This window comes from Treponema brennaborense DSM 12168 (assembly GCF_000212415.1).
Classification (GTDB): Bacteria; Spirochaetota; Spirochaetia; order Treponematales; family Treponemataceae; genus Treponema_F; species Treponema_F brennaborense.
In genome coordinates this window covers 195,552-207,911 of the sequence record NC_015500.1, presented here as the reverse complement: position 1 = coordinate 207,911, position 12,360 = coordinate 195,552, and the positions used below count along the sequence as shown (strand labels likewise).

Sequence of the window (12,360 nt, the reverse complement as noted above, 5' to 3'; positions counted from 1 at the left end):
GGAAAATGATACCTATATCAGAACCTGACTTCCGCAGTCAGCTTCAAATATCCCAAAACAGGCGTTTCCGCCAGCAAATCTCCCGTATTCCAGGCGATTCCGAACGTCGTATTTGAAATGGCGTTCTCAAGTTTTACACCGATATCCGTTTTAAATCCGTTTTTCCGCGAACCGGAGTCCGAATAATTATCATAGCAGATAATCGTCCAAGGAACGAGTGTTCCCATGGTTCCGGCAAATCCGGGCATCTCATAATCAAAATAAAACGTACCCAGCAGCTGCCAATCGTCTTTGCCCAGATTGGTTGCGTCCGCAATTATCTCCGAACCGAGTTTATAAAACAAGCCTTCGTCGCCGCGCGGCTCGAACAACGTAAATTTAACGCGGTGATCAAGCGATGACGCCGCGTCGCTCGTGCCGTACACGCAGTACGCCAAAGACATACCGGGGAACACACGGCCTTCTTTTTCCAAAATATAGTCCGTATACCATCCGCCCTGACCCGGCCACCGCATCGTCAGACCGCCGGACACTTCAAATTCAACGGGATCCGTGCCGCCGCCGTCTTTAAATTTGATGCCGATATCCGTTCCGGCATACGGTTCCACAGAAATGTCTGCGTTCAGCGGAACGGTATAGCCGATTTTCGTTCCGAACACAACCGGATCCGAGTTCGCGTCGGGACCGTATTGATACGAACCGCCTGCAGAGGCGAATATTTTAAGGCCGTTCACTGCGGGCGGCGTAATAACCGCGTCCACACCGGCGGCGATGCCGTTCTTATTGTGTTTTGAAATCGATTCGCTGTCATACGGAAACTCCGTTGCGAATTTCAAGTTCAAGCCGAACACGTCTTCTTTATTATACAGCGCGGCAACGGTTGCCCCCGTCAGATTCAAGCCGAACTTGTCGGTCGATCCGGGCCCGTCCTGCTGGAACTGTGTTACAACGGGATCCTGCGGTTTCAGTTCGGAAACTTTGCTGACGCGCTTTACGTCGACCATGGAATCCAGATACGCCCAGGTAAATTTCACCTTATCGTTCGTAAACTGAATTCCCTTGTTCCAGGGAGACCAAAACGGTTCGTTGCCCGCGGCGTTCAGCTGAAAAACCCAGTTACCCTTTGCAATGCCGGCAATAAATTCACCGGTCTGATATCTGTTCGTAGTGGCGTTTCCGGGCGCATTGTATCCTAGTACCTTGCCACTAAACAGCAGATCCAGATGAAACAACGTAAAATCAATAAACCCCACGGCACCCGAAGAATTAACCCGATTGCTCAGTTTCTGATACGGAACAAGTCCTATGACGAGTTCAAAAGTTGTCAGTTCCTGTTTCAGTCCGTACCGGTACGGATTATCCAAATCGACTCCGAACGACGTTCGCGACGTAATATTGAACGCAGCCGAATCGCTCAGGGAAATTTCTCCGGCAAACAATCCGCATAAACAGGTAAAAAAAACAAGAAGCGTAATTGCCATTTTTTTATTCATTACGATAATTTCCTTTTAACTTCAGGCAAGGTTAAATGCGGAACCCCGCAGGATTCCGCATTCCGCTTCATTTATTTTTCAAAGTCCCAAACGGCAGTAAACGTATCTTCCGATCCGTCCTTAGCCGCACCTTTTACATAAAAGCCGATATTATCAAAATAGGTGACATAATCCGTATCGACCTCACCCATAACGGTATCTGCTCCGGGATTCAGCACGGGGTTAAGGTTAAGCTGCTTTTGCGTAGTCTTATCCGTCGTAAGCCATTCCTTTAAAGTAGCGTCACCTAACAGAGGTTGTCCCCATTGGGTGTCAATCGCATCGGCAAAAGGCTTTTTAACCGTTACCCACACGAACGCGCCATCATCATCCGTTCCACGATACACAAAGTCTTCAGCAACCTTTACCGTGGTACCCTTCGGATTGCGGATCATAAGAAGGAAATTCGAAGAAACGGGTAATTTAACGTCGAACTGGAGTCCGTCGTATATACCGTAATCAACATCGGCGGGCAGCAGGGCGTACAGTTCGCACATCTTCCATGCTGCTGACGAAGACCAAGTAACCTTCATGCAATTCGCCTTGTCAGCGACTGCCGTTACCGCCTCTATCTTTAATTTGGCAGCGTCCACTTTGTTTTGGTCTCCGGGGGCAATGTGCCAATCCTTGACGATCGCCGCATCCCGAACAGTATCTTCCGGTGCAGGAGCCTCCCCACCGCCGTTTCCGTTAGGACATCCCGTCATACACAAACCGAGAACAACTGCCAGCGCAGCTCCCGTAATTTTCGCCGTTCTTTTCATATTCGGCTCCTCCTTATAATTCACCGCATAAGCGGTTTTGCGGCGGAACCGCACGCTTTTCTCCACCCGCACGGTACCGCCGACTTTTCCCGATTTTTTCTATCCGACGGATCGTCAAAAACGGGATTTTTCACAGCAGCAAGTTCGTTCCCGAACGGCCGTTTTTCAGGCAGCCGACCGGAACCGAAATCTATTTTTTACATTACGCTTATTTATTCTCCGTAAATTTCCAACTCCGCAATTTGGCCGGCGTTTGCCGCCGTATTGGCCGTAAACACGAACCGCACGTACCGAGCTTTAACGTTCAACGTAACGACCGCAGTATTTTCGTTTACCGCCGGATCAAACACGTACTCCACTGCCGGCAGCAATTCGGTAAAAGCCGTGCCGTCGTCGCTCGTTTCAACGGCAAACGTCTGCGTCCGCTTGTTCCAAATGCGCTTGGGATTCAATTTCAGCACTGCCGCGGAAAGCTGCCGGCTTGCTATCAAATCAACGGTAACCGTCGCCGGATACTGTTTAGCCGCGCCCTCCCAATAAGTCAGCAGATCGCCGTCAACGGCTTTATTGCCGGTAAAATCGTAGATACGGCTCGACACGACCACCGGCGCTCCAAGCGCAAGGTTCTTACGGCCCGCCGTGTCGAATACCGGCGTTCCCGAACCGGAAGCGCCGCCGGCACCTTGCGTAACCGAACGCAGCACCGGTTTTACGTCGAGCGACGCTTTTATGTTTCCGGCGCGCAGCGCTTCTTTATACGCCGCCGCATCACCGGCAAACAGCGCGTCTACCGCGGCACGGGCGTACGGTTTGCGGCCGTCCGGGTCGGAATCGGCTGCCAAAATCCGGTAAAGTTCAATCGGCATACGCAAATCGCCGTATCCCCAGCCGAACGCCGGATTGAACCGCCGCTTTACGTCCTGAATGCATTCCAATTCACGGTATCCCCGCTCAATCGTCGGTTCAATAATCGTGCCCTCGCCGTAATCGTTCCAGGTTCCGATTTGAATAACGTCCGGATTCGCCTGCAGCGCGGCGTCCATCGTCAGCTTGAACGTTTCCCCATCCGCATACTCAAGATATCCGTAAGAAAATCCGTTGCCTGCTTCCCGGTAAATATCGTGAAAGCCCGGAAACGCCGTCGCAACCAGATACGGTTTGGCGTTCTGTTTGGCGTAAAATTCGTTCAGATATTTTACCAGCCGGGCAAACGACAATTTTCCGCTGGAAGAAGCCCACATCGGCGGCCAGTCGTACGAACCGTCGGTCCAGCCTTCACTATGATTATCCAAACCGATAAAATACGGCCGCACTTCCATAACCGAAAAAAGATCGTCCCACTGCGCTTTATCCTTATAAAACTGCGGGCCAAAGCACAGCACCAGCGGGCGGCCTTCATACGTAACGTACGCGTCGTCGGAAAACCAATTCTGCTGCATCCAGGAGAACACTTTCTTTCCGGCGGCCTGCGCGTCGGCTTTTGCAAGCGCCGCGGCTTCTATCATTTTGCCGATGCTCTGATCTTCATAACAAACCGCGAATTTGAGCCCCGCTTTTTTGATCACCGCAATCATTGCAAGCGTCGATTCCTGAATTTCCTTATAGTCGAGCGCGTCCTCGATTCCGTACCAGTCGAAAATCACGCCGTCCACGCCGCTCATTTTCATCAGCGCGGCCTGATATTCAAGTACGGACGTATCGCGCGTATCGTAGGGTCCCGTCAGCGGATAATAATGGGAGGCTATTTTGGCCTTGCCGTCCTGATCCGTTTCAAACGGATCGAACACGCCGCCGCCCTGATGCCAGTGAAAACCGTATCCGTCCGAAACCGGCGGTGCCTGAAACCAGGGCATGTAATGCACGAGCACCAAAGGTTCTTTTTCTTCACGCACGGCCGGAGGAAATATCTGTAAAGACGCCCGGGCAGCCGCTATCTGTGCTGAAAAATCAGCCGGTTCCGTCTGTTTCGGTCCGATTGAACTCGTACACGCAGCGAACACCACCGTCAGAACGGCAGCTGAAACGACCGCGACAAACCCCGCCGGACTCTTTCCAATTTTCATCAAAGCCTCCTCGAAGCATAATTCCGATTACAGGTTGAACGTTTTACTTATATCGGTTTAACGTTCAACCTGTAATTAGTCTATACCCACAAATGGGAACTGTCAACAAAAAGTTTTCTTTTTTTGTTCTTTTTCGATTTTCTCACGTGCGGCGGGCGGAAAGCGCAAACCGGCTTGCGGGCGGCACGCAGACACTTTCAGCGCAGCGGGCAGTATTCGTACGAAGGCAGTATTCGTATGAGAGCGGCGGAACCCCGTATACGCGCCGACTGAAATAGAGTATAGTTACCGCATGGATAATCGACAAAAATTCAGCCGTATGCTCGTTATCGGCGCGCTCGCCTGCCTCGCCGTGGGAATCGCCGTTACGGTATTCGGCTCGAAACCCGGAGACCGAACCGTACGAACCGGCATGGATTATTATAAAAACGGAAATTATGCGCAAGCCGCCGAACGGTTTGAACAAGCGCTTACCGAAAAAACGAACTATTCGGAGCCGCTCCTGTACATGCTGCTCGGCAACAGTTATAAGATGACCGGCAATTACGCTGCGTCGATTGAATGTCAGGAAAAATCACTCGCCGCCAAAAAAGACTACCGCGGTTTTATCAATCTCGGCATGACGTACCGCGCGGCCGGAGACGATGCGGGAGCCGAACACGCGTACACCGACGCGATTGCGTTTGATCCCGCTCAGGCCGAGGCATACGCAAGCCTCGGCGCACTGTACATCGCGCGAAACGACGAAGCGGCGGCGCTCGGCGCACTTGAAGAAGCGGTCGCGCTCGATCCGAGTCAAAACGTTCCGCAGGCAAATCTGGCGCTCGCACGCGCGCTCAACGGCGACTTTGCCGGAGCGGAACAGGCGCTGGCAAAAGCCGAATCGCTCGAATACGAACACGCCGCCGAAATCCGCGCGCGCATAGACGCCCTCAAGCAGGAAAAACCGTAAACCGCCGCGCCGCCGCTTCAAACTTTCTAACGGCGGCGCGCATACATATCAGAGGAGATATAATGGAAAATCACGTATACACCGCAATTCTTTGGGATATAGAAAACGTTACGCCGCCGGCCGGCACGAGCTATATTCAATCCATCATCGACACCATTTCCGAAGCGGGCAAAATCTCGTACGCAATGGCGTTCGGCGACTGGAACAAAAACAACATCAAAAACATCGCGTCGGAGCTTGCCTCGAACAGCTTCGAGCTGATACACGTTCCGGCATCCCGCAAAGACAGCGCGGACATGTCGATGGTCGCACACGGCGTGGAACTCATCTTTCAATATCCGCATATCGAAAGTTACGTACTGATCACCGGCGACGCCGATTTTCGGCCGCTGCTGCTTTCGCTGCGCAAGTACGGAAAGCAGACGCTCATCATCTGCGACGTTAAAAACAACGCGTCGGAAGATCTGCTCAATATGGCCGACAAATACCTCGACTACCGCGAAATCATCGCCGACGACGACACGTCCGTCGACGACTCGGCTGCGGGAGACGATAAAGCCGGTTCCGCGGAATCGAAGCCCGACCGCAAAATGACCAAACAGCAGGCATTTGAACTGCTTGAAGAAGCGGTCAGCATCATGTCCAAAGAAAAACAGAAAACGAAAAAACCGGTCGCAATCGGTGCCGTTAAAATCCGCATGAAGCTGCTGAACGCCGACTTCGACGAACGCAAAATCGGGTACCGCAACTGGAAATCGTTCGTCAACGACGCCGTAAAGCAGACGAACGTCCGATACGCGGGCATAGACGAAGCGAATCTCGCGCTCGACGCCGCCGCCGCGGATCGCATTCCCGAAGTGTTTGCCGCCTTGCTCGGCGGGTTACCCGCTCCCGGCAAAGACGCGACCGGCGGCTGGATCCGCTTCGACGAAGCATCCAAAAAATTCAACTGGCGCAAATTCGGTTACACGCGGTTCAAGTCGCTCGCCCTCGACGCGGAAAAACGCGGCTTCGTCACTATCCGCAACAGCGGCAACACCTGGGAGCTCAAAAAGAACTGATTCCGCCGTCCGAACCAACGGGCGAACTGCCGGCTGAACCGCCGACTGAACTGCCGGCATCCGAATTACGCAGCGGGTTTCGCAGGAACAGCGCGGCGGCGGCGAGCGCTGCCGTATACGACAGTACGCCCGAAACGGAGGTTCCGGCGTCAGTTTTCGCGGTCGTGCGGCAGCAGCCGCTTGTACGTCCGGTCGATCAGAAACGAGCCGAGCGGCGCCGTTATCAGAATGGAAACGACGGCGACGGTCAGCACGATGTTACCGCACGCAAGTCCCATGCTTAACGGCAGCGCGCCGATGGCAGCCTGGACCGTCGCTTTCGGGATATAGGCGATCATACAGAAAAGACGTTCCCTAACGGAAAGGTGCGTACCGACCACGCAGACGGCGACGCCGATCATCCGGAAAACCAGCACGGCCGCAATCAGCGCGACGACGGCACCGCCGGCCTGCAGCGCGTACGACGCGTCCAATCCCGCACCGACGAGAACGAACAGGACGACTTCCGCACCCACCCACAATTTGGAGAACTTAACCGCAAGTCGCCGGGCAACCGGCGGACGGAAACGCAGCAGCGCCATCCCGCACGACATCACCGCAAGCAGCGCGGAGAACGGCACGTACGCTTTCACCGCCTGCTCGGCGCCGAGCAGCAGAAACGACACGCTCAGCAGTATCAGTACTTTCGCCGTATCCCGAACGTGTACTTTTGCAAAAAAGACGGATAAAAGTGCGCCCGTCGCGCCTCCGGCGGCAATTCCCGAAACGACGGATATCGGAACGTTCAGCAGCGTCGCCCAGGACGCCGTGCCTCCGAGCGCAATGTCCGTCGCAATCGTAAACAGCACGATGACGAAGATATCGTCTACCGAAGCGCCCGCGAGCAGCATCTGCGGGATCCGGTTGGCGGAACCGTAGCCTTCTTCCTGAAGTTTAATCATTTTGGGTACGATTACCGCGGGCGACACCGCCGCGATTACCGTTCCCAAAATCGCCGCGTCGAGCAGTGAAACCGACAGTAAAACGGGCGCAACGATCAGCATTCCCGCAATCTCGAACGCGGCGGGCACGAAGCACAGCAGCAGCGCCGGACGGCCGGCTTTTTTCAGATCACCTGCGTTCAGCGACAACCCGGCCCGCATCAGTATGACGACCAGCGCTATCCGGCGCAGATTGTCCGACAAAGACAGCAGGGATTCGTCCAATACGTTCAAGACGGACGGCCCCAACACGATCCCTGCGATCAGCATGCCGAGTAACCCGGGTAATTTCAGTTTTTGAAGAAGACTTCCGAAAAAGGAACCGAACAGAAAAACGAGCGCGAGACTTACCAGCATATATTCCCCTTTGCAGAATCCGAACGGAGACTCTGCGATCGTAATCACAGAAGTCATCAGAGACCGCGCGCCGTGCGTGCGCAGTTACGTTCTGCAGCGCGGCGGCCGGTCCCGGTTCAGGATTTTCCTCGGGAGAACTTCATTCCCGATTCAACTATAAAAACATCGGCACTCATTGTCAACGGGCGGCACGCGGGTTCTTGCCGGCACTCGGTTTGCATTGTCAACGGGCGTATCAGCGGCCCTCTTGACATAACGCTAAAAATCGCATTTAATACAAATATAATGACTGAAATAAAACTGCATTCACATCACCACGCATTCTCTTCTTTTTCCGCCTGAAAGACGCGTGCGAATGTCGAATGTCATACAGAAGACCGCTTGCCTCTCGGGTGAGCGGTTTTTTATTTGGTGCCCGCGGATCACGCACCCTGCCGTTCGGCAGATTCAGTCGCGGACCGCGCCCTCGGCTGTGAACCGAGCGTAACGAACACGGAGGATACTATGGAAAAATTGAAAATCTTGTTGCCCAAAGGCAGAATTTACGACAACGTCGTCGAACTGTTCAACGGAGCGGGCATCAGCGTAAAACTGCCCGAGCGCGCGTACCGCCCTACCGTCAATCAGGACGATCTTGAGGCAAAAGTCATGAAGCCGCAGAATATCGGCAAACTCCTCGAATTGGGCGCGCACGATGTCGGCTTTACCGGACGCGACTGGATCGAAGAAACCGGTGCGGACGTTGAAGAAATCATGGATCTCGGATTCGACACGGTTCGCATCGTCGCCGCCGTTCCCGCCGCAATCGACGACAACGCTCTCCGCGCAAAACGCGTTATCGTTGCAACCGAATACGAACACATCGCGCGCCGCTGGCTTGACCGCAGCAAAATGGATTCGCTGGTCGTGCGCACTTACGGCGCGACCGAAGTGTTTCCGCCCGACGACGCCGACATGATCATAGACAATACGGCGACCGGCCGAACGCTGATTGAAAACGGCCTGCGCATCGTGGATACCATCATGACCAGTTCCACCCGCATGTTCGCGTCGAAAGCCGCGCTCGCCGATCCCGAAAAAAAGCGTAAAATAATGGAACTGAAAATGCTTTTCGAGGCCGTCATCGATGCCCGCGACCGTGTCATGCTCGAAATGAACGTTACGCGCGCACGGTTTCAGGAACTCGTTACCGGACTGCCCTCCATGCGCAGTCCCACCGTTTCGCCGCTGTACGGCGACGACGGATACGCGATCAAAATCGCCGTTAAAAAAAGCGAAGTTCCCAATCTGCTGCCCAAACTGAAAACGCTCGGCGCAACGGACATTCTTGAATACGATCTGCGCAAAGTGCTTGCGTAACCGGTGCTTTTACAGGAGGTTCCCATGAACGGTACATACTCGCGGCAAGACGCGGCGGCGCGAACCGCTGCCGTTACGCGCACGACGGGCGAAACGGATATATCGCTTGAGCTGAATCTTGACGGAACGGGCGCGTGCAGCGTCGCGTGTCCGATCGGCTTTTTCGCTCATATGCTGAACTCGTTCTGCAAACACGGCCTTTTCGATTTGAAAGGTTCCATCGCAGGCGATCTGCACGTCGATCAGCACCATCTAATAGAAGATACCGGCATCGTTCTCGGTCAGGCGTTTGCCCGAGCGCTCGGCGACTGCGCGGGTATATACCGCACGGGTTCGTGCCTCTATCCGATGGACGAAACGCTCGCGCGCGCCGCCGTCGACTTCGGCGGACGGCCGTATCTGGTGTGCGAAGCCGCGCTTACCGGCGTACCGCTCGTTTCCCTCGGCGCGGACGGCACGGCTGCAAGTTTTCAGACGGATACGTTTGAAGATTTCTGGCAGGGCTTCGTTTCGGGCGCAAAATGCAATCTGCACCTCGACGTTTTGAGAGGCAGAAGCGATCATCACAAAATGGAAGCGCTTTTCAAGGCAGCCGCCCGCGCCGTCCGCGACGCGGTTAGCGCAGACAGCCGCCGCACGGGAGCAATCCCCTCGACGAAAGGAGTCATCGTATGACGCGGTTTGAATGCGATTATACCGAAGGCGCCCATCCGCTGATATTGGAAGCGCTCGCATGTACGAACGCGGAACAGACGCCCGGTTACGGAACGGACGAATATTGTGAAGCCGCTCGCTCCAAAATCAAAGCGGCGTGCGCTGCACCCGCCGCCGACGTTCACTTTTTGGTAGGCGGCACGCAGACGAATCTGACCGTTATCAGCGCCGCACTCAGGCCGTACCAGGGCGTCGTTTCCGCCGTCAGCGGGCACATCAACGGGCACGAAACCGGCGCCGTAGAAGCCTGCGGATATAAAGTACTGCCGCTTCCCTCCGCCGACGGTACGATAACCGCCGAACAGGTCGCCGCGCTCTGCGAAGCACACCGGAACGACGCTTCACGCGAACACTCGGTTCAGCCCGCGATGGTGTACGTTTCGTTCCCCACGGAAAACGGAACGCTCTACAGCAAAGCCGCGCTCGAGCGGCTTTCGGCCGTTTGCCGCGAAAACGACCTGCTGCTGTTCGCCGACGGCGCGCGGCTCGGGTACGGACTCGCCTCTCCCGTAAACGACGTAACGCTTGCAGACCTTGCGCGGCTGTGCGACGTATTCTACGTAGGCGGAACCAAAGTCGGCGCGCTCTTCGGTGAAGCCGTCGTCATTACGAATTCCGCGTTAAAAAAGGATTTCCGTTATCTGATAAAGCAAAAAGGCGGAATGCTTGCAAAAGGACGGCTGCTGGGCATCCAGTTCGACGTTTTGTTCACCGAAAAGCTGTATTTTTCCATAGCCGAACGCGCCGTTTCACTGGCACTGCGCGTCAGGCGGGCGTTCGCCGAAAAAGGCGTTCCGTTTCTGTACGATTCGTACACGAATCAGCAGTTTCCGATTCTGACGGCCGCGCAGATTGAAGCGCTCGGCAAAGATTATGCGTTTTCAATTTGGAAGCCGCTTGAAAACGGCGGAACGGCGGTTCGCTTCTGTACCAGCTGGGCAACGACGGAAGACGCCGTCAATCGGCTGATTGCGGATATCGCGAAACTGTAATTTCGGAACTGCGCGGGTCGGTACCTTCAGTGCGGATCGCAATCGGGTCGTTATCCGGCGCCGGTTAGTACCTTCAGCGCCAAACGTTATCCGGCGCGGTTCCGTAAATTGCGCTCATACAACCGGATCAGTTTGGGACGGTTGTTGCGCTGAATTAAAATAGGCGGAATGTTCAGAAAAAAGTTTATCAGCGCGTGCGGAATCAGCATCGACCACAGCAGGCTGTGCGTTATGAACAGAACGGGGATAAGTCCCGTGAGCGCCATCCACACGTGAATGGTTTCGGCGTAACAGGTTTCCACCAAAAACAAATGCAGATAATCGGTATCCGTACCGGTAATCTCGGACTTTGAAAGCCCCGTAGTCAATTTTCCGGTATCGGGAACGTAATCTTTCCAAGCGTTTATCCGTATCCTGCGATAGATCGAATTTTCGATTTTCAGCGGCTGATACCGTTTTTCATACGGATCAAACCATTTCGCAGGCAGCGCGTGAATGGCGGCCGCAACGGCGGCGTCAAGTCCGAATATCAGAATGGGATTTAAAAATCCGCACAATACGATAAAGCCCAAACCTATTCCGGTATTTATCAGAAACGCGTTCAGACAAAAAACGATCGTGATCGATATACCGAGAATCCATAAATATACTGTCGTGCGCATACCGAACCCCTGCTTGTAGCGTTTTCGATTTTCAATTATAGTCGATACATGCAGTATAAAGGACAAAACATAATTAGTAAACGTTTTTTTTCGGTTTTCGTTATTTTGGTACTGACGCCGATCGCAATTCACGCGGCGGCGGTGCTTACCGAAGCAGAAGCCGGAGTGTTGGCTGAAACGACCGATTTCAGATTTTCCCTGAAAACCGCCGCAAGCTGCGCGGAAGCAGTTGAAAAAATCGACGCGTACGCCGCGCGCATCGCCGAAAACACGGCGAACGCGGCCGTTTCCGATGAAATAAAACTGGTACTTGAAAATATTCTGGTATGGGAAAAATACAATTACCTGTACGAAAGCGATATCAAGCATCCTGATTTGGAACCGCTCATCAAAACGCAATATGAAAAAGTAAAAGCTTGGTTCAAAACGCATTCCGGCGAACCGCACAGTACGTGGCTGTATTATACGGCCGGCGATATTCTTTCCTGCTGTATGCAGTTTTTGCCTCTTACGACGGCGATGTCCGAAGGACTTACGGTTAAAAAATATTACGATACCGCGCTGGAACAGGATCCGTACATGGTGTTCACGCTGATAAACATCGCGCAATGGTATTTTTACGCACCGGCAATCAGCGGCGGCGGTAAAAAGAAAGCGCACACCGCGCTTGAAACCGCACGCGCCGTTGCTAAAACCGTTCCGGAACAGTTCTACGCGACGCTGCTGTTGTCGCAAGTTCTGTTTGAAGAAGGCGAAAAACGGGAGAGCGCCGAACTGCTCGCGGACGCGGACGAATTATATCCGGGAACGTACGAAGCACGTTCTTTTTCCGCATTGAACGGAGCCGGCTATTCGTATTTTTACTACACGCTGAACCGTGAAAAAGTCGACAAAAAATTGGGAGCCGCGCTCAAACGCTGAGTG

Annotated in this window: 11 protein-coding genes; 6 read left to right on the top strand and 5 right to left on the bottom strand. The window is 54.0% G+C overall.

Features of this window, described 5'->3' with window-relative positions; genetic code table 11:
• Positions 1 to 17: 17 nt before the first annotated feature.
• The 3 genes from TREBR_RS00905 to TREBR_RS13355 form a co-directional block, all read right to left on the bottom strand.
• A complete protein-coding gene (locus TREBR_RS00905) occupies positions 18 to 1,493 on the bottom strand; it encodes a hypothetical protein (protein ID WP_013757356.1) in 1,476 nt (491 codons plus the stop codon).
• A 71-nt stretch (positions 1,494 to 1,564) separates the two neighbouring features.
• Entirely contained in the window at positions 1,565 to 2,296 is a 732-nt protein-coding gene (locus TREBR_RS13360) for a hypothetical protein (protein WP_013757355.1), read from the bottom strand.
• 212 nt (positions 2,297 to 2,508) lie between these two features.
• Positions 2,509 to 4,359 carry an endo-1,3-alpha-glucanase family glycosylhydrolase gene (locus TREBR_RS13355; protein WP_013757354.1) on the bottom strand — a complete coding sequence of 617 codons (1,851 nt, stop codon included), beginning with the start codon at positions 4,357 to 4,359 and terminating at the stop codon, positions 2,509 to 2,511.
• 292 nt (positions 4,360 to 4,651) lie between these two features.
• Here TREBR_RS13355 and TREBR_RS00885 point away from each other — a divergent pair, with 292 nt between their 5' ends.
• Together TREBR_RS00885 and TREBR_RS00880 are read left to right on the top strand one after the other, a co-directional pair.
• Positions 4,652 to 5,311 carry a tetratricopeptide repeat protein gene (locus TREBR_RS00885; protein WP_083816410.1) on the top strand — a complete coding sequence of 220 codons (660 nt, stop codon included), beginning with the start codon at positions 4,652 to 4,654 and terminating at the stop codon, positions 5,309 to 5,311.
• A gap of 62 nt (positions 5,312 to 5,373) precedes the next feature.
• Positions 5,374 to 6,372, top strand: a complete 999-nt coding sequence (locus TREBR_RS00880; RefSeq protein ID WP_013757352.1) for an NYN domain-containing protein — start codon at positions 5,374 to 5,376, stop codon at positions 6,370 to 6,372.
• Positions 6,373 to 6,521: 149 nt separating this feature from the next.
• Here the strand turns inward: TREBR_RS00880 and TREBR_RS00875 are convergent, their stop codons facing one another.
• The gene (locus TREBR_RS00875) at positions 6,522 to 7,757 is read right to left on the bottom strand and encodes a cation:proton antiporter (protein ID WP_215904827.1); all 1,236 of its coding nucleotides are present in this window, start codon (positions 7,755 to 7,757) and stop codon (positions 6,522 to 6,524) included.
• Positions 7,758 to 8,213: 456 nt separating this feature from the next.
• Between TREBR_RS00875 and hisG the strand changes: the two genes are divergently transcribed.
• From hisG to TREBR_RS00860, 3 genes are read left to right on the top strand one after another with little or no spacing between them, the layout of a single operon-like run.
• Positions 8,214 to 9,068, top strand: coding sequence for an ATP phosphoribosyltransferase (gene hisG / locus TREBR_RS00870; RefSeq protein WP_013757350.1), 855 nt, complete (start codon positions 8,214 to 8,216; stop codon positions 9,066 to 9,068).
• Positions 9,069 to 9,092: 24 nt separating this feature from the next.
• Positions 9,093 to 9,743, top strand: a complete 651-nt coding sequence (locus tag TREBR_RS00865; RefSeq protein WP_013757349.1) for an imidazoleglycerol-phosphate dehydratase — start codon at positions 9,093 to 9,095, stop codon at positions 9,741 to 9,743.
• The gene (locus TREBR_RS00860) at positions 9,740 to 10,774 is read left to right on the top strand and encodes a threonine aldolase family protein (protein ID WP_013757348.1); all 1,035 of its coding nucleotides are present in this window, start codon (positions 9,740 to 9,742) and stop codon (positions 10,772 to 10,774) included. Before TREBR_RS00865 ends, TREBR_RS00860 begins: the two co-directional genes overlap by 4 nt.
• 86 nt (positions 10,775 to 10,860) lie before the next feature.
• Here the strand turns inward: TREBR_RS00860 and TREBR_RS00855 are convergent, their stop codons facing one another.
• A complete protein-coding gene (locus TREBR_RS00855; protein WP_013757347.1) occupies positions 10,861 to 11,436 on the bottom strand; it encodes a glycosyl-4,4'-diaponeurosporenoate acyltransferase CrtO family protein in 576 nt (191 codons plus the stop codon).
• 48 nt (positions 11,437 to 11,484) lie between these two features.
• On the opposite strand from TREBR_RS00855, the gene TREBR_RS00850 reads away from it, so the two are divergent.
• Entirely contained in the window at positions 11,485 to 12,357 is an 873-nt protein-coding gene (locus tag TREBR_RS00850) for a hypothetical protein (RefSeq protein WP_013757346.1), read from the top strand.
• Positions 12,358 to 12,360 lie beyond the last annotated feature (3 nt).